The organism is Microbacterium sp. MAH-37, from assembly GCF_009758255.1.
GTDB lineage: Bacteria > Actinomycetota > Actinomycetes > Actinomycetales > Microbacteriaceae > Microbacterium.
In genome coordinates this window covers 777090-795623 of record NZ_WSEN01000010.1, presented here as the reverse complement: position 1 = coordinate 795623, position 18534 = coordinate 777090, and the positions used below count along the sequence as shown (strand labels likewise).

The 18534-nt window shown below is 68.2% G+C and carries 11 protein-coding genes; 6 read left to right on the top strand and 5 right to left on the bottom strand.

Going from position 1 to position 18534, the window contains the following annotated elements:
- Window positions 1-89: 89 nt before the first annotated feature.
- A complete protein-coding gene (locus GON06_RS17915; RefSeq protein WP_157313680.1) occupies window positions 90-581 on the bottom strand; it encodes an aromatic ring-opening dioxygenase LigA in 492 nt (163 codons plus the stop codon).
- A gap of 106 nt (window positions 582-687) precedes the next feature.
- Between GON06_RS17915 and GON06_RS17910 the strand changes: the two genes are divergently transcribed.
- Entirely contained in the window at window positions 688-2226 is a 1539-nt protein-coding gene (locus tag GON06_RS17910; RefSeq protein WP_378735322.1) for a class I SAM-dependent methyltransferase, read from the top strand.
- A 29-nt stretch (window positions 2227-2255) separates the two neighbouring features.
- Window positions 2256-3314, top strand: coding sequence for an LLM class flavin-dependent oxidoreductase (locus tag GON06_RS17905; protein WP_332837694.1), 1059 nt, complete (start codon window positions 2256-2258; stop codon window positions 3312-3314).
- Between the two features lie 45 nt (window positions 3315-3359).
- On the opposite strand, the gene GON06_RS17900 is transcribed toward GON06_RS17905, so the two are convergent.
- Genes GON06_RS17900 through GON06_RS17885 form a run of 4 tightly spaced genes read right to left on the bottom strand, consistent with a single transcriptional unit; the run spans window position 3360 to window position 9011 of the window.
- Window positions 3360-5762, bottom strand: a complete 2403-nt coding sequence (locus GON06_RS17900) for a glycoside hydrolase family 31 protein (protein ID WP_198346759.1) — start codon at window positions 5760-5762, stop codon at window positions 3360-3362.
- Between the two features lie 17 nt (window positions 5763-5779).
- Window positions 5780-6595 carry a carbohydrate ABC transporter permease gene (locus GON06_RS17895; protein ID WP_157313678.1) on the bottom strand — a complete coding sequence of 272 codons (816 nt, stop codon included), beginning with the start codon at window positions 6593-6595 and terminating at the stop codon, window positions 5780-5782.
- Window positions 6592-7575, bottom strand: coding sequence for a carbohydrate ABC transporter permease (locus tag GON06_RS17890; RefSeq protein WP_157313677.1), 984 nt, complete (start codon window positions 7573-7575; stop codon window positions 6592-6594). The genes GON06_RS17895 and GON06_RS17890 overlap by 4 nt, the downstream gene beginning before the upstream one ends.
- Window positions 7576-7631: 56 nt before the next feature.
- The gene (locus tag GON06_RS17885; protein WP_157313676.1) at window positions 7632-9011 is read right to left on the bottom strand and encodes an extracellular solute-binding protein; all 1380 of its coding nucleotides are present in this window, start codon (window positions 9009-9011) and stop codon (window positions 7632-7634) included.
- 112 nt (window positions 9012-9123) lie between these two features.
- Here GON06_RS17885 and GON06_RS17880 point away from each other — a divergent pair, with 112 nt between their 5' ends.
- The 4 genes from GON06_RS17880 (at window position 9124) to GON06_RS17865 (ending at window position 18484) form a co-directional block, all read left to right on the top strand.
- Window positions 9124-10197, top strand: a complete 1074-nt coding sequence (locus GON06_RS17880) for a LacI family DNA-binding transcriptional regulator (RefSeq protein WP_198346758.1) — start codon at window positions 9124-9126, stop codon at window positions 10195-10197.
- Between the two features lie 84 nt (window positions 10198-10281).
- Entirely contained in the window at window positions 10282-15147 is a 4866-nt protein-coding gene (locus GON06_RS17875) for a metallophosphoesterase (protein ID WP_157313674.1), read from the top strand.
- A 135-nt stretch (window positions 15148-15282) separates the two neighbouring features.
- On the top strand, window positions 15283-16710 hold the full coding sequence (locus tag GON06_RS17870) for a CCA tRNA nucleotidyltransferase (protein ID WP_157313673.1): 1428 nt from the start codon (window positions 15283-15285) through the stop codon (window positions 16708-16710).
- Between the two features lie 136 nt (window positions 16711-16846).
- On the top strand, window positions 16847-18484 hold the full coding sequence (locus GON06_RS17865; protein ID WP_157313672.1) for an ABC transporter substrate-binding protein: 1638 nt from the start codon (window positions 16847-16849) through the stop codon (window positions 18482-18484).
- Window positions 18485-18534: the final 50 nt, after the last annotated feature.

Here is an 18534-nt window from a genome sequence, read left to right as displayed (position 1 = left end):
TAGGGCGGGCGCTTTCGGGAACACTGAAGGCGCGGGGAGAGCGGGCGTCGTTCCGGCTCTCCCCGCGCCTTCCGGCGGATGACGTGAGGTCAGGTGGTGGCCGCGCGTCCGAGCGCGGCCGGAGCCGTCGCCAGCCGACGCAGCGCCCAGCCGAACAGGATCGACAGCACTCCCATCCCCATCGCGAACGCCGCGACGCCGAACGAGACCACCGAGGTGAACAGCGACGCGCGCAGGAAGGACGCGTTCATGAGGGTGGCGCGCAGCGGGTCGTCCATGTCGAGCTCCGCGTAGGTCTTCCCGTCGGACATCTCGAGCGCGTGATGCTGGATGATGTCCGCCTGTACGTACGCGGTGAGGGGCCCGGCGACCTGCGCGCCCTGGAACGCCATCGCGTCATCGGGCACCGTGATGTTCTCGGCGCGCAACTGCGACGAGACCACGATCCAGACGGCGATCCCGGCGACGATGAGCACGATGCCGGCGAGGATGCCCAGGGTGCCGATCGCCTTGACGGAACCGAGACGGCGGGTGGGGGGTTCGGTGGAGCTGTCGGATGAATCGATGATCTGATCGGACATTTCGCGCCTCCAGAAGGGTGACTGCTGTCGCGCCCAGCGTTCTCAGCGCGGCGCGGAATGCCCGGACGACCGGCAGGGAATAAGCCGGGCGCGTAGAGTGACGGCCGTGCACCTCGCCCCACGCCCCGATCCGCAGCTCGCCCGCGCGCTCGCCGCCGACCTGGACGCGGCGGACTTCCGCTCCGACCCGCTGCGGCGGCTCTGGGGGGAGGAGGCCGACGACGCCCTGGCCCGCGGACTGCGCGAGCCGATCCTGCGGGCGCTGGGCGATGCCGATTCGCCGCTCGCGACGCTCGGCCGGTTCTTCGTGCTCGGGATGCCGCAGCCGGTGCCGGCCCTGGAGCGGGCACTGCCGCACCTCGGGCTCGCCGGCCTGGCATCCCTCGGTCTCGGCGCCGCCGACGGCGACGACGTGCGACCGGAGGCGCTGCTGCGTCCGCAGTCCTTCGTCGATCTCGACGGCGTCGGTGAGTGGTGGATCGCGAGCGATCTCGACGAGGTCGCTCTGGGCACCGCGCTTCCGCCCGATCACGTACTGGGGGTGGGCGGGGCGTCGCGCACGCTCGCCGAGCTCGTCATCCCCGCCCCGGTCGAGCGCGCACTCGATCTCGGCACCGGATGCGGCATCCAGGCTCTGCTTGTCGCCCGGCACGCCGGGCGCGTGGTCGCGACCGACATCTCGGAGCGCGCTCTCGCCTTCGGCGAGTTGAACGCGCTGCTGAACGGCGTCGCGAACATCGAGTTCCGGCTGGGCAGCATGTTCGAGCCGGTCGCCGGTGAGGCGTTCGACCTGATCGTGTCGAACCCGCCTTTCGTGATCACCCCGCGAGCGCAGGGCGTGCCCGAGTACGAGTACCGCGATGGCGGTCTCATCGGAGACGCGCTCGTGGAGCGCTTCCTGCGGGCCGCTCCCGCGCATCTCACGCCGGGCGGTGTCGCGCAGCTGCTCGGCAACTGGGAGTCCCGCGGTGTCTCCGGGTTGCAGCGGGTGGAGTCCTGGATTCCCGCCCAGCTGGACGCCTGGGTCATCGAGCGCGAGTCGCTCACGCCGCTCGGCTACGCCGAGCTGTGGATCCGGGACGGCGGAACACTGCCGCGGGATGCGGGATTCACGCCGCTGCTGTCCGCCTGGCTGGACGACTTCGCCGAGCGCGGGGTGACCGCGATCGGATTCGGGTACGTGCTGCTGCGGCGGCCTGCCTTCCCGGATCAGCGCGCTTCGGACCCCGAGCGAGCGGCGCGAGACGAAGGGTCGCTCCGCCGCTTCGAGCACCTGTCCCAGCCGCTCGCCAACACCGGGCGGGCGCTCGAGGCGGGTCTCGCCGCCCACGACCTGCTGCAGGAGGGGCTGCCAGACCGGCTCATGGTCGCGCCGGATGTCACGGAGGCCAGGCACCTCATGCCCGGCGACGACGACCCGACGGTGATCGAGCTGCGCCAGGGCGGCGGCTTCGGCCGCGTGGTGTCCGTCGACTCCGGTCTGGCCGGATTCGTGGGCGCCTGCGACGGCGAGCTCACCGTGGGGCAGATCGTCGGCGCCCTCGCGGACCTGTTCGACGTGCCGCTCGCCGATCTGTGGGCGGATCTCGAGCCCCGCATCCGCCGTCTGGTGCGCGACGGCTTCCTGCTGCCGGCCGGGGAATAGCGGGTGGTATCCATGCGTTCGCATACATCGTGAAGGCTTTCGGATTCCTCTCCTTCGGGCACTACGGCGATGTGCCCGGTTCGACGACCCGCACGGCGGGCGACATGCTCAAGCAGACCATCGAGATGGCCGAGGGCGCCGACGAGATCGGCGTGAACGGCGCGTACGTGCGCGTGCACCACTGGGCTCGACAGGCGGCATCGCCGATGCCGCTGCTGACCGCCATGGCCGCGCGCACGAAGCGCATCGAGGTCGGCACCGGCGTGATCGACATGCGCTACGAGAACCCCTTCCAGTTCGCGGAGGAGGCGGCCGCTCTCGACTTCATCGCCGACGGGCGGATCGCGCTCGGCGTGAGCCGCGGCTCACCCGAGACGGCGCTGCGCGGCTACGAGACGTTCGGCTACCACGACGGTGAGGACGAGGAGCGCGGCAGCGTGATGGCCCGCGAGAAGTTCGACCTGTTCCTGCGCGCGATCGAGGGGGAGCGGATCGCTCCCGCCGACCCCCGGATGGCTGGTGCCGGCCGATACCTGCACGTCGAGCCGCTCTCGCCGACGCTGCGCGACCACGTCTGGTGGGGTTCCGGTTCCCGTTCCACCGCGGAGAGCACGGGCCGCATGGGGCTGAACATGATGAGCTCCACGCTCGTCACCGAGGCCACCGGTCAGCCGTTCCACGAGCTGCAGCGCGAGCAGATCGACATCTTCCGCGCCGCGTACAAGGATGCCGGGCACACCGGCCGCCCCCGCGTCTCGGTGAGCCGCAGCGTGTTCCCGCTCATCAACGACATGGACCGCGCGTACTTCGGCCTGCGCTCCGAGGAGAGCGACGACCAGATCGGCATCATCGACGGCCTGCGGTCGACCTTCGGCAAGACCTACGCGGCCGAGCCCGACGTGCTGATCGAGCAGCTGAAGCGCGACGAGGCCGTCATGGCCGCGGACACCCTCATGCTGACGATCCCGAACCAGCTGGGACCGGAGTACAACCTGCACGTGCTCGAGTCGTTCGCGAAGCACGTCGCCCCGGCGCTCGGCTGGAAGCCGAACACCGAGGGCGGCGTGCAGGGCGACCCCGTGGCGTGATCCCGGAAGCGGCGACGCGGGAGGAGCGGGCTGCTGCTGCAGCCGTCACCAGGCGGTGACGGCTCCGAGCAGTTCTGCGAGTCCGTCTCGGAGCTGCTGGGGAAGCCCCGCCGTCGCGACCGCTTCCGACGCGGCACCGGCCGTGACGGCGTTCCAGATGAGCCGCTTCTCCTCGTAGCCGATCTCTGCACGCTGCAGCTGATCGAATACGCGTTGCGGGTCGCAGGCCACGGCCGGTTCCGCCCCACGGATCCGCAGCGTGAAACCGTCACCGAGTGCGACATCGCCGAGATCGACGGTGAGACCCGCCGGCAGGAGGTTCTCGGGTTCGGCCGGAGCGGCCTCGCAGGCGAGGACATGTCCGTCATCCAGTGAGGCCGACGCTGCCGCGCTGACTCCGGGGATCCGCACCAGGATCCTGCGCGCAGGCATCCTCGGTCCCGTAGCCGACGCCGCCAGCGTGATGTCGGCCCGTCCGTCGTCGCCGACCTCGATGCTCTGCGTCAACGTCACGAGTGCGCGCTCCGGCTCGGCCGACCCGTCATCCTCCGACAGTGTGGAGGTCCCGTCTCCTGGGATCACCAGGAGCTCGAGGCGTGTCGGTGCGTCTGCGGCCGGCGACATCGGGTCGGCGTCCAGCGGCAGGACGGCCCCGGCACGGGCCAGAACGGGATACTCCTCGAGCGGTCTGGTCAGGAGCACCTCCCGCCCGCCCCGGAGCCGCAGACCCGTGATGATGTCGACCCAGTCCCCGTCAGGCAGCCAGGCTCGCGTGGTGGCGAGCTGCGAAGCCGGCTCTCTCGGTTCAGTGATCGGCGCGATCAGGAGGTGCTCCCCGAGCAGGTACTGGTTCGGGAACCGGTACGCCCCCGCCTCGCCGGGGTGGTCGTGGTAGACCGGACGCACCACGCTCACGTTCTCGGCATGGGCCGCCCACGCCGCCGTGTACAGCATCGGGATGAGGCGATGGCGCAGGCGGAGGAACCGGCGCATGATGGTGGCGGCCTGCTCTCCGTACGCCCAGGGCTCCTTGGAGCTGAACGGGTTGGTCGATGAGTGCAGGCGATTGATGGGCGACAGCACGCCGAACTGCAGCCAGCGCACCGCGAGCTCCACATCGTGGATGCCGTGCATGTGTCCGCCGATGTCATGGCTCCACCACGTGTACCCGACATTGGCCGCCGTGGCGGTGAACTCGGGCTGGAACGCGAGCGAGGCCCAGCTGACGATCGTGTCGCCCGAGAAGCCGACCGGATACCGGTGCCCCCCGCGCTCGGTGTACCGAGAGAACGTCAGTGGGCGTCGGCCGTGGCGTCCGGACGCCTGGAAATGCGTGTGATTCAGCATCCACAGGGGGTCCAGATCGGCGAGGTCGGAGTGCGCGCCGGACTGCCAGTCGATCCACCAGAAGTCCACGCCCTGGTCTTCCAGCGGCCCCAGCACGTGCTGTTGGTAGGCGCTCATGAAGCGTCGGGATGAGACGTCGAAGTGGATCGCGCTCCCGGCCGCTGGGTCGAGGCCCATCGCCGCGGCCACAGCGGGGTACGCCGCCTCATGACGACGGATGCCGTCGGCGGGGTGCAGGTTGAGAGTCACTGCGAGACCCTGCCTGTGCAGCTCGGCCAGGAAGCGTTCCGGATCGGGGAACAGGGCGCGGTTCCACGTGTACCCGGTCCACCCCGTGCCGACCGCCGGATCGATGTCGACGAGGTGCCAGTCCATGTCGATCACTGCGACGGACAGGGGGATGCCGTTGTCGCGGAACCTCTGCATCAGTGTGAGGTACTCGAGTTCGTCGTACGCCCAGTACCGGCTCCACCAGTTCCCCAGCGCGAAGCGGGGGACCAGGGGGATCGGCCCGGTGAGTGCGTGGAAGTCGCGCAGCGCCGCGGTGAAGTCCTTCCCGTAGCCGAAGAAGTAGAGATCGAGGCCGCCTTCGTCACGCGGATGCAGCCAGCCGTCCTCTCCCAGGAGCAGCGATGACGAGTCGTCGAGCACGCCGAAGCCGAAGGTGGAGAGGATGCCGGGCGGGATCTCCACCGCTCCGTCTGCTTCATCCAGCGTTCGGGCGGTGCTGCGGAGGTTGCCGCGCAGCGGCAGCGTCTGCGGATACTCCTGCCCGGGGCGCCATGTCGTGTAGTGCACGTCTGTGGCGCCGGCGAGCAGGGTGATGGAGAGACCCGCTGCGCAGGGCATCCGCTCGTCGTACCGCAGTCGAAGGCTGTCGGTGGTGATCTCGATGCCGCGATCCGTTCTGGTCACCTCGAACCGCGGCACCGGGAACGACCTGTCCAGCACCTGCTGAGTCTTCTCGTCGACAGGTCGCCCGTCGGGCAGCCATTCGAGGCGGATCAGGCGATCCGTCAGGACCGTGATCCGGTAGTGGGGTCCGCACACCGTCGTCTCAGGCGCGGCAGGTGCCGGCCGCCCGTCCGAGAGCGAGATCATCGATTCCTCCTGCATCCTCACCCCTTCAGAGCCGCGCTCGCCGCGCCCGCGATGAAACGACGCTGGAACACCACGTAGACGATCATCACGGGGACGATCGCGAGCGTGGTCGCGGCGAACAGGCCGCCGTAGTCCGTGCTGTACTGCCCGTTGAACGTGGTGAGCCCGACGGCGAGCACCTGCTTCTCCTCCGACGAGATCATCAGGTAGGGCCAGAGGTAGTCCTCCCACACCCACAGGAAGACGAAGATCGAGAGGGCCGAGATCGCATTGACGCTCATGGGCGCCACGATGCGATGGAAGATGAACCACTCCGATGCGCCGTCGATACGGGCTGCCTCGAGGATCTCGTCGGGAACGGCGTCCATGCTCTGACGCATCATGAAGATGCCGAAGGCGCTGATCACCGCCGGGATGATGATCGACGCGTAGCTGTCGGTGAGGCCGACGGCCCGGAACATCGTGTACCGGGGGATGATCACGACTGCCCAGGTCACCATCATCGTCGACAGGATCACGGCGAAGAGCGGCCCGCGTCCACGGAAGCGGTACTTCGAGAACACGAAGCCGCCCACGAGGCTCGTGTACACCGAGAGCGCCGTGATCGTCACAGACAGGAAGACGCTGTTGAAGAACAGCCGGAGGAAGTCGAGTTTCGTCTGGATCGAGACGAAGTTCTCCAGCGTCCATTCCTTCGGCCAGAAGGTCTGATCGAACCCGACGATCTCGGCGTTGGACTTGAATGCCGAGAGGATCATCCAGAGGAACGGCAAGACGATGACGACCCCGACCACGAGCAGGGTCGCGTTCAGTGCGAGGACGCGCGCCCTCATGCTGCCGCCTCCTCGGAGTTCTTCAGCCGGCGTCGGCGCCGAGGAGTGTCGAGAGCGGACTGGTTCATGCGCCATGACGCGGCGGTGAGCACCGCTGTGATGATCAGCAGGACGAAAGCGATGGCGGACGCGTAGCCGAAGTCGTACTTCACGAACGCCTTCTCATAGATCATGAAGGAGATCAGCTGGGTCGACGTCCCCGGCCCGCCGTTGGTCATCACGAGCACCTGGACGAACGCCTGGAGATAACCGATCATCGACGTGATCACGATGAAGAAGAGCATGGGGCGCAGCAGCGGCACGATCACATGCCAGAACCGGCGCCACGCATTCGCGCCGTCGACGGATGCCGCCTCCAAGACGTCCTCGGGGATGGCGTAGAGCCCGGCGAGGAAGAGGATCACCGCGAAACCGAAATCCTTCCAGATCGTCATGATGACGATCGCGAGCAGCGAGTAGCGAGGATCGAACAGCCAGTTGATGTCGAGGCCGAACAGCGTGTTGATGGCGCCGAACTGCGGGTTGTACATGAGCTTCCACAGGAAGGCGACGGCGACCAGCGGCATGACGGTCGGCAGGTAGAAGATCGTGCGGAAGAAGGTCCTCCAGCGACTCAGCTTCGAGAACAGCGCGTAGGCGATCGCGAGCCCCAGGACCACGCGACCGGCAATGGCCAGGATGCCGAAGACCACGGTGTTCCCGGAAGCACGCCAGAACGTCGCGTCCGCGAACAACTCGGTGTAATTGTCGATTCCCGTGAAGTCGAACGTCCCGTTGAGAGGGTTCCAGTCGTGGAAGCTGCCGACGAAGGCGATGCCGATCGGGATGAGCAGCAGCAGCACGATGGCTGCCATGATCACGCCGACCGTGAGCCCGCGGAGCCAGAGTTCGCTCGCGGGCTTGCGGATGTGGCGGGTGGCCTGCGTCACCGGGGCGGATGCCTCGGTCCCGGCCGGACGAAGGGGTGTCTGAAGAGTCATTGCGGGTGTCGCCCCCGACCGGCTGCGCGACCGGGGGCGCTCCTTCCTGCTGGTTCTCAGTCGGCCGCGTAGAACGGGTAGAGGCTCTCGGCGGACACGAAGTCCTTTCCGTCGAGATCCTTCTCGATCGTCTTCTGCGCCGTCGCGAGCGCCTTCTCAGGGGCGACGCCGTTGAAGAGGATCTCCTCCCACATCGTCGCGGTCGAGGTCTCGAACGTCGCGGGCACCGGGCCCGGCCAGATGTACCGCTCGATGTCGCCGAACGCGGCGAGTGCGGGGTCGTCCGCGAACGCCGGGTCGTCGGCGATCGGCTTGTACGCCGGGAAGATGCTGAAGCTCAGGGCGAGCTCCTTCATCGACTCCTCGTCGGTCAGGTAGTAGCGCAGGAAGTCCTGGGCCACCTCCTTCTCCGCGTCGTCCGCGTTGGCATTGATGCCGAACGTCGACTCGCCGTTGTACCGATCGAACGCGTACGGCGTCTCGGCGGCATCCGGGACAGGGGTCTGGAATGCGCTCCATTTCAGGTCCGGGTAGTCATTGCGCAGCGTCCCCGAGAACCATCCCCAGGCATAGGTCATCGCCGACTGTCCCTGGCCGAAACTCTCCGTGCCGGATGCGCCGAAGTTCGCATCGCCGGAGCCGTCCGCGTAGATGTCGAGGAAGCGATTGATGACCTCGAGGTTCGCCTCGTTGTCGACAGTGGGCGTCGTGCCGTCCTCGGCGAAGAGGTTCTGCCCGAGCTGATAGGCCATGCCCATCTGCATCGCCTGGCCTCCGCCGTTGAAGTTGAAGCCAGCCTGTCGCAGTTCGCCACCCTCACGCACGGTGAGCTTCTTCGCGATCTCCCGGAACTCGTCCCAGGTCGCCGGAATGTCCGCGTCGGTGAGTCCGGCGGCCTTCCACATGTCGGTGTTGTAGTAGATCGACCCGCTCATGAGGCCGAGATCGATGTAGTAGGTCTTGCCGTCGATCACATGGGCGGCGGCGCCTGTGTAATCGGCGTCAAGGTCGGCCGGATCGATGTCGTACGGCTCCATCTTCGCGATGAGGTTGTCGTGCTGGGAGTTGTGCACGTTGAAGATCGCCGGCCCGTCACCGGACTGCAGCTCGAGCGGGAGCTTGGTCCAGTAGTCCTCCCAGGGCTGGTTCACGACCTTGATCGTCACGTTCGGGTGGATCTTGCGGTAGGCGTCGGCGATGGCCTGGAACTGCTCGATGTTGCTCCATGCCCACCACTCCAGGGCGATGGGCTTGCCGTCGTTGACGAGGGTGTTGGGGTCATAGGTCAGGTTGACGCCGGCCACGGGCAGACCCTTGTCCGGCTCGGTGTCTTCGACACCTCCGCTGCCGCTCGTGCAGGCGGTAAGAGACACTGCGAGCGCCGTGGCCGCGCCGATCGCCAGGCCGGCGCGGGCTCGCCTCGTTGGTCGGAACATCTGGACTCCTTTGTCAGGTTTACCGGTATACCTTTACCGGTAAACTATCGTGCATCACGGAGACGCCTGTCGTCAAGGGGGCAGGATGTGTCCAGGGGAGGAGATGACGGCCATGGTGACGATCGCAGACATCGCTCGCGTGTGCGGGGTGTCGAAGATGACGGTCTCGAACGTGCTCAACGGCCGGGACAGCCGAGTGTCGGCCTCGACCAAGAAACGCGTCCTGGACGCCGCCGCGGAGCTGAACTACCAGCCCAGTGCCGCCGCCCGATCGCTCTCCGTGGCACGCAGTGAGATCATCTCGCTGGTCTATTACGCGGCTGCCGAAGGGGACCTCGGCCTGTCCAACCCCCACGACGCCATGCTGCTCGGCGAGATCGAACGCCATGTCAGCGCGGCGGGCAAGCATCTGATGATCCACGCCGCCACGGATGCGGCGGACACCGCCCGCCGGCTGCGCTCGTGGAACGTCGACGGCGCGGTGTTCCTCGGAGTGCTCGCAGATGAGGTGGAACAGCTGCGCCGGCACCAGGACGTGCCGATGGTGTTCATCGACGCTTACACGGACGGCGGAATCTCCACCGTAGGGATCGATGACGCGAGGGGCAGCTACGAGGCGACCCGGCTTCTGCTCAGCGCCGGGCACCGTGCGATCGCATTCGCCGGACCGTATGCGCCCAGCGCCGGCGTGATCAACGCGCGCTATGCCGGATTCGCGCGCGCGCTCGAGGAAGCGGGCCTCGATGCGGACGAGATGCACGTCATCGCGAACCTCACCTTCGCCGACGCGGATGCTGCGGCCGCCGACATCATCGCGCATCCCCAGGGGTTCACGGCGGCGGTCGTCACCGCCGACATCCTCGCCATCGGTCTGATCAAGGCCTTCGCGCGCCGCGGCATACGCGTCCCGGACGACTTCTCGCTGGTCGGCTTCGACGACCTGCCGATCGCCGAGATGGTGACCCCGTCCCTCACGACCGTGCGACAGGACATCGCGGAGAAGGCGCGCGCGGCCGTCGAGCTGCTGACCGAGCAGCTCGACGGATCCCGCGACCCGCGTCGGATCGTCCTGGAGCCGATGCTGGTGGAACGAGAGACGGTCGCAGCTCCACGGCCCCGCCCGGCGTCTGGTGACGCGCGACGACGTTCGCCGAGAGTTCACCTTCGGGGCGCGGACGTCGCCTGACGGACACCTGCGGGTCACCTGGGATCCCTAGACAGGAGAGCGGCATCTCTGCCGCCACTCCTCGTCGAAACAGGTCTCTTCGTCATGCTCTCCAAAGCTCTCCGCCGTGCCGGTGCGGGCGCGCTCGCCGCGGTGGTCGCCGCGACGCTGTGCGCGGCCGCGCTTCCGACATCCGCCGTTCCGGCCTATGCCCAGGACGACCCGAGCGTGAGTGGGGAGGCGACCCCGACGCCGGAGCCGACCGCGCCCGGCACGCCGGCGCCGACGGCGGAGCCGACGGAGACCCCGGCCCCGGAGGAGACCGCCACTCCGGCTCCCGAGGAGACCGTCCCGGCGGAGACTCCGGCCGCCGAGCAGACCCCGGATGCCCCGGAGCCGACGGAGACCCCGGCCCAGGTGGCTTCCGCCGCGGTCGCCGGCACCGACGGCAACGCCGGCGCGCACTGGCCTCTGGTGATCACCGAGATCCAGGGCGACAACCCGGGCGCCGACGAGTACGAGTTCCTCGAGGTCACCAACACCACCGATCAGCCCATCGACCTGGAGGCCGCCGGCATCCAGGTCAGGTATCACACGTCGCAGTGGAACGCCGGCACCGTGCAGCCGCTGATCCACCTCGACGGAGAGGCCGATTCACCGGCCGTCATCCCGGCCGGCGGTGTCGCCGTGCTGTGGATGAACTACGCCGACGGCGACCCCCGCCGCGCGCTCACCAAGGACCTGTTCCGCGAGTTCTACGGCATGACGGATGCATCGACGCCGATCTTCCGGTTCGGCCCGCAGGGCGGGTTCGCGAACAGCGGCAACCGCGGATTCAGCCTGACGGATGCCGCGGGCAAGACTCTCAGCAGGGCGTGGGTGCCCGCCGACGACGGGAACGGGTCGACGCCGTGGAATGCGCAGTTCGGCGTCCCCGATCTGATCGGCAGCCCGGATGCCCGCCTCCTGGAGCACGACGTGACCGGTGCGACCGCCGCGCCGACGCCCGGCACGATCACCGCCCCGCAGGTGACCAGCGCCCTCACCAAGCCGACCGACCCCGACTCGGACGGCCCGCTGCTGCAGATCACCGAGGTGGCGCCCGACACCGCGAACGTCGCCGGCTCCGACGCCTACGAGTACATCGAGGTCTACAACGCCTCGGACGAGCCGGTCGACTTCGGCGACTACGTGCTCGCCTACCTCACCACCGACAACGATCTGACGAACCCGAAGACGCTCTCGTCCACGCTGTGGCCGGCCGGCCCGGGCGAGCCGTCCATCGCCGCAGGCGAGACGCTCGTGCTGTGGATCCAGAACCCGGCGGTCGTGGCCGCGGGCCTCACCGTCGCCGACTTCAACGCCGCGATGGGCAGCGACCTGAAGCTCGGCGAGAGCATTCTCACCATCGCATCCGGCGGCATGGCCAACGGCGGCTCCCGCGGTCTGCAGCTGCAGACGAAGTCGGGCCACATCGTCTCCCGTGCGTTCTACTTCGATGACACGCAGACCACGCCGACCACCGCCATCCAGTACGCCTGGAACCCGGGTGCCGGGAGCGCGACCTGGACCCCGGCCGATCCGGCCGGCAGCACGCAGGCGATCCTCGGACTCGCGGCACCGACGCCCGGGAAGGCGACCGACGCCCAGGTCGCCCCGTCGTTCGTGCCGTACCCGGACGCCGGGACGGCCCCGAAGATCGTCGACCTGACCGGTGGCTCGGAGGTGCCGGACTCGGGGAACATCGAGCTCGGCTTCGACATCACCGACGACGTCCTCGTGCGCCGGGTGACCCTCACGCTGACGGACAGCCTGGGCGGCAGGGAGGAGCGCAACCTCACGTTCTCCGCCGCCGGCCGCTACCTCTACTCGATCCCCGCGGTCGACGTGTACGGCAAGCGCTGGGTGGAGTACTCGGTCACCGCGGGCGACGGCTCGCTCGAGACCACTCTCGGCCCGGTGCGCATCGTGCTGGACGACTCCCCGGTCGAGCCGGTCCGGCTGAACCTCGCGGACGGGCAGTACGTGAACGCCCAGACGCCCGTCGTCGGCACCACCGACGGCGACCCGGGCGCGCTCTCGATCGGCGTCGACGGCACGCCGTTCGCAGAGCCGGCATCCTCTCTCGAGAAGGCGCCGAAGTTCGCGATCGAGGCCACCAGTACAGACTCGTTCTTCCGCAACGGCCTCAAGCTCGGCGACGACGTGCTGAAGATCTTCGATGAGGGGTACTACGACCGCATCGTCACGGTCGACGCCGAGGTCCCCGTCGACCAGGTCGTGCGAGGAGAGAAGCTCACGCTCGGCGTCTACGCCGGCACGAAGGCCTGGCCCGAGCCGAACGTCGACGAGAACAACGACGACTTCACGATGATGAACCCGCGACTCGTGCTGCCGGACGGACGGGTGCTGCATCCGACCACGTGCACCGGCGCCGGCGAGGGCAAGGACCCGGTCGAGCGGGCCTGCCCGGCCGACGCCGCCGAGCGCATCGCCCTCAGCGACGCGAACCTCGTCTACATCCTCTTCACCTTCGACATCCCGGAGGACGCCTTCGATTCCGTCTCGGCGATCTGGGACACCACGGCAGTGGCCGACGGTGAGCACGTCGTCACGGCATCCGAGGGGAAGCGCACCGCGACGCGCACCGTGCGCGTCGACAACACCGCGCCCCGCATCGACAGCACGATCACCGACGGCCGCCAGTACCGCGGCGACTTCACGATCGACGCGACGGTGACCGACGAGGGGTCCGGCTTCGACAGCGTCAGCGCGACTCTCGACGACAAGGAGATCGCGCTGCCGCTGAAGACCTCCTCGCTGACGCTCGAGCCCGGCGACCACGTCGCCGTGATCACGGCGAAGGACAGGGTCGGCAACAGCTCCACGAGCACGATCGCGTTCTCGACGGCGGACGAGAAGCCGCGCACCACGTTGATCAGCCCCGATGACGGCGCGAAGATCGACGCCGACGAGGTCGACCTGGTGGCCAGCCCCGGATCGAACGTCGACGACCGTCTCGAGCTCTGCTTCGCAGAGGGCTACCGCTATGTGCCGACGGATGCCGCGGTGCGCGTCGCCTCCGGCACGACGACGGACAGCCGGTCGAGTGACCGCGGCGACGCCAGGGCGCTGAGCGCCGATGAGCTCGCGAAGCTCACCCGCCTTGATGGAATCGCAGTCGCCGAGACCTCGGAGACGGCGATGCCGTACCAGCTGTTCACGGTCGAGGTCCCCGCCGACGCGAAGGACGGATCGGATGCCCGGGTCGCCTGGGAGGGGTCCGCGAACGCCGACGCCAAGGTGCTTCTCTACGTGCAGAGCACGGACGGCGACTGGGAGGAGGTTGATCGCCACGTCACCACCGGCGGTGCTCCGACCTCGTTCACCCTCGAGGCGCAGGTCCCCGTGGCTGATCACGCGAAGGACGGGAGGATCACCTTCCTCGTTCAGCACTCCGAGGGGTGGGCCGCGACCGACCTCAGCGGCCGTGACACGCAGGTGACGCCCTACAACGAGGGCGCGACGCCGCGCGACCAGTACGACTTCACCCTGGCGTGGGAGTCGGACACGCAGTACTACAACAGCAACGAGGGCCGGCGCGCCGGCACCGGCGGATCGGATGCCTGGTACCAGCACCAGGTGAAGATCAACAGGTTCCTGGTGGACCAGCGCGACGACCTCAACCTGCAGTACGTCACACACACCGGCGACATCGTCGACAACCAGAACGAGGAGTACCAGTGGCAGAACGCGGATGACGCGTATCGGATCCTCGATGACGCCGGAATGCCGTACGGCGTGCTGGCGGGCAATCACGACGTCGGCCACTTCGAGGGGAACTACGGCCCGTACAGCTCGTACTTCGGTGAGAAGCGCTTCGCGAAGAACCCCTGGTACGGCGGCTCCTACAAGGACAACCGCGGTCACTACGACCTGGTCAGCGTCGACGGCGTCGACCTGCTGGTGATGTACATGGGCTGGCCCGACCCGAACGACACCGCCTCGAACTCCGAGGACATCGCCTGGATGAACTCCGTGATCCGGCAGTACCCGGAGCGCAAGGTGATGCTGAACCTGCACGAGTTCATGCTCACGACCGGCGGCCTCGGGCCGTTCCCGCAGCGGATCTACGACGAGGTCGTGGCGCCGAACGCGAACGTCATCGCCGTGGGGTCGGGGCACTACCACGACGCCTACACGCGCCTGGACGAGTTCGACGACGACGGCGACGGCGTCGCCGACCGCACGGTGACCTCGATGCTGTTCGACTACCAGGCGCTGCCGGAGGGCGGGCAGGGCTACCTGCGCCTGCTGCACTTCGACAACGAGAACGGTCGCATCATCGTGCGCACCTACTCGCCGTCGCTGGACGACTTCGACTCGGACGAGCCGTCGTTGAACAGCCCGGCCGGGATGCAGGAGTTCGAGATCCCCTACGCCGCCGGCGGCATCCGGCCCGTGGCGAAGACCCTCTCGACCGACTCGTTCCGCGCCGACATCCTCACCACGAACCAGATCGACTGCGTGAAGGACGTCGTCAGCGGCGAGGAGACCTCGGTGACCTGGAAGGGCATCGGGCCGGCCAAGGGCAAGGCGAAGGCCCGGGCAGCCGCTGCCCCGGCCGCGCACGGCTGGTATGTCCGCACCACCGGCCCGTACGGCGGTGTCGAGTACAGCGAGGTCCGCACGTTCACCGCGACCGGCAAGGCGACCGGGCCCGGTGACGGCGGTGGCAACAACGGCGGTGGTAACGGGAACGGGAACGGCGGGAGCGGGAACGGCGGGAGCGGGAACGGCGGGACCGGGAACGGCGGCCCGCACGGCTCCGGATCCTCGCAGTCCGGCGAGCTCGCCACCACCGGTGGCTCCGCGGTCTGGCCGATCGCCCTCGGTGCCGGTGCTCTCCTCGCGCTCGCCGCCGGCGGCATCCTGGTCTCCCGAGGACGACGCGACCGCCGGATCGGCTGACCGCTGCGGTACGGATGCAGGGAGTACGCACGCCCGCATGGCGACATGCCGGGCGGTCGCCCGCCAGGGCGGCGCGGCTCCCTTCATCCGTACCGGCACATCGGGAGGGGCGCCCGCCCCGGTACCCTGGAACCCATGCTCAACATGGCCGAGGGCCTGTCCCGACTCGGCGCGCTCGCCGCGCATCCGGTCGTCCGCACCCTGGCTGACGCCTTCGCAGAAGCGGGCTTCGACCTCGCCGTCGTCGGCGGTCCGGTGCGCGACGCGCTGCTCGGCCGGCCCACGCACGATCTCGACTTCACCACGAACGCCCGGCCCGACGACATCCTGCGCATCGTCACGCCGATCTCGACCGCCCAGTGGGACATCGGCCGCGCCTTCGGCACGATCGGTGCGCGCGTGCAGGGTGAGCAGGTCGAGATCACCACCTACCGCGCCGACAGCTACGACGGCAGCACTCGCAAGCCCGTCGTCGAGTTCGGTGACGACATCTCGGGCGATCTGCTGCGCCGCGACTTCACCGTCAACGCCATGGCGCTGCGGGTGCCTGATGTGAAGCTCGTGGACCCCACCTCCGGCGTCGAGGATCTCGTCGCCGGCATCCTGCGCACCCCGATCGACCCGGCGGTCAGCTTCGGCGACGATCCGCTGCGGATGCTGCGCGCTGCGCGCTTCAGCGCCCAGCTGGAGTTCGCGATCGAGCGCGACACCCGCCGCGCGATGGAGGATCTGCGCGACACCCTGCGGATCGTGAGTCCGGAGCGCATCCAGGGCGAGCTGATCCGGCTGCTGCAGACGGATGATCCGGTGCGCGGCATCCGGGTCCTCGTCGACACCGGGCTGATCGACCTGTTCCTGCCGGAGGTGCCGGCGCTGCGCCTCGAGGTCGACGAGCATCACCATCACAAGGATGTCTACGAGCACTCGCTCACCGTGCTGCGCCAGGCCATCGCGCTGGAGAAATCGCGCAACCCCGGCGCCGAGCCCGACGTGGCGCTGCGGATCGCGGCGCTGCTGCACGACATCGGCAAGCCCCGCACCCGTCGGCTCGAGCCCGGCGGCGGCGTCACGTTCCACCACCACGACGCGGTCGGCTCGCGGATGGCGCGCAAACGCCTGCAGGCGCTGCGCTTCGACGGCGACACCACCGACGCCGTCGCCAAGCTCATCGAGCTGCACCTGCGCTTCTTCGGCTACGCCGAAGGCGCATGGACCGACAGCGCGGTGCGCCGCTATGTGCGGGATGCCGGTGACCAGCTCGAGCGGCTGCACATCCTGACCCGCGCCGACGTGACCACGCGCAACAAGCGCAAGGCCGCCCGCCTCGCGGGCGCGTACGACGACATCGAGCGCCGGATCGTCGAGCTGCGCGACCAGGAGGAGCTCGACAGCATCCGCCCGGAGCTCGACGGCAACCAGATCCAGCAGATCCTCGACATCCCGCCCGGGCGCGAGGTCGGCGAGGCGTACCGCTTCCTGCTCGACCTGCGGCTCGACGAGGGCGTCATCGGCCCGGATGCCGCGGAGCAGCGCCTGCGCGAATGGTGGGCGGCGCGCGCCTGAGTCCCACGTCCGTTGAGTGTCGGTCTCGTCACGAAACTGTCCGATCGGTTGGGTATCTCGGCGACCGTGATTTAGTGTGAACCCCGACCGCGTACGTGGACGTCCGCGGGAACCCGAACCACCACAGGGTAGGAGTATGTCAATGAAGACCACCAAGGGCCGCATCGGCCTGGCCGTCGGAACGATCGGAATCGCAGCGCTCGTGCTCTCGGGCTGCGCGACCAGCACCGGCGACACCGATGACAAGGGCGGAGACTCCGCCGGCGGTGAGATCGTCGTCGGCACGACCGACAAGATCGTCTCGCTCGACCCGGCCGGTTCGTACGACAACGGCTCGTTCGCCGTGATGAACCAGATCTACCCGTTCCTGCTGAACAGCAAGTACGGCACCGCCGAGGTCAGCCCCGACATCGCCGAGTCGGCCGAGTTCACCTCGCCGACCGAGTACACCGTCAAGCTCAAGTCCGGTCTGAAGTTCGCCAACGGCAACGACCTCACCTCGAGCGACGTGAAGTTCACGTTCGACCGCATGGTGAAGATCGCCGACCCGAACGGTCCGTCCTCGCTGCTGAACAACCTCGCCTCGGTCGAGGCGCCCGACGACACCACCGTCGTTTTCACGCTGAAGAACGGCAACGATCAGATCTGGCCGCTGATCCTCTCCAGCCCGGCCGGCCCGATCGTCGACGAGGACGTCTTCTCGCCCGACGCGGTCACCCCGGACGACGACATCGTCAAGGGCAAGGCGTTCGCCGGCCAGTACACGATCGACTCGTACAAGGTGAACGAGCTGGTCTCGTACAAGCCGAACCCCGACTACAAGGGCAGCCTCGGCGCGGCGGAGAACACCAGCGTTCAGGCGAAGTACTACGCCGACGCCTCGAACCTGAAGCTCGCGATCGGCAACGGCGACATCGACGTGGCGTTCCGCAGCCTGTCGGCCACCGACGTCGAGGACCTCGGCAAGCAGAAGGACAAGGTCAAGGTCGTCGACGGTCCCGGCGGCGAGATCCGCTACATCACGTTCAACATCGACACGATGCCGTTCGGCGTGAAGACCCCCGAGGCCGACGCGGCCAAGTCGCTCGCCGTGCGCCAGGCGATGGCCGACCTGATCGACCGCCAGGCGGTTGCGACGGACGTCTACAAGGACACCTACAGCCCGCTGTACTCGTACGTGCCCGAGGGCATGCCCGGTGCGACCACGCCGCTGAAGGACCTCTACGGCGACGGCAACGGCGGCCCGGACGCCGACAAGGCGGCCAAGGTGCTGGCCGATGCCGGTGTGCAGACGCCGGTCACGCTGAACCTGCAGTACAACGGCGACCACTACGGCCCGTCCTCGGGTGACGAGTACGCCGCGTACAAGACGCAGCTCGAGAAGGGCGGCCTCTTCACGGTCAACCTGCAGCAGACCGAGTGGGTGCAGTACTCCAAGGACCGCACCGCGGACGTGTACCCGATGTACCAGCTGGGCTGGTTCCCGGACTACTCGGACGCCGACAACTACCTGTCGCCGTTCTTCATGACCGAGAACTTCCTCGCGAACCACTACGACAACAAGGCCGTCAACGACGCCATCGTCAAGGAGCAGACCGAGACCGATCAGGCCGCGCGCCTCGACCAGCTCGGCCAGATCCAGGAGATGGTGGCGAAGGACCTGTCCACGCTGCCGATCCTGCAGGGCAAGCAGGTCGCGATCGTGGGCAAGGACGTGAAGGGCACCACCCTGGACGCCTCGTTCAAGTTCCGCTACGCGCCGCTGAGCAAGTAACGCGTTCTGGTCTCGGGGATGCCGCAGTCCTGCGGCATCCCCGAGACCGA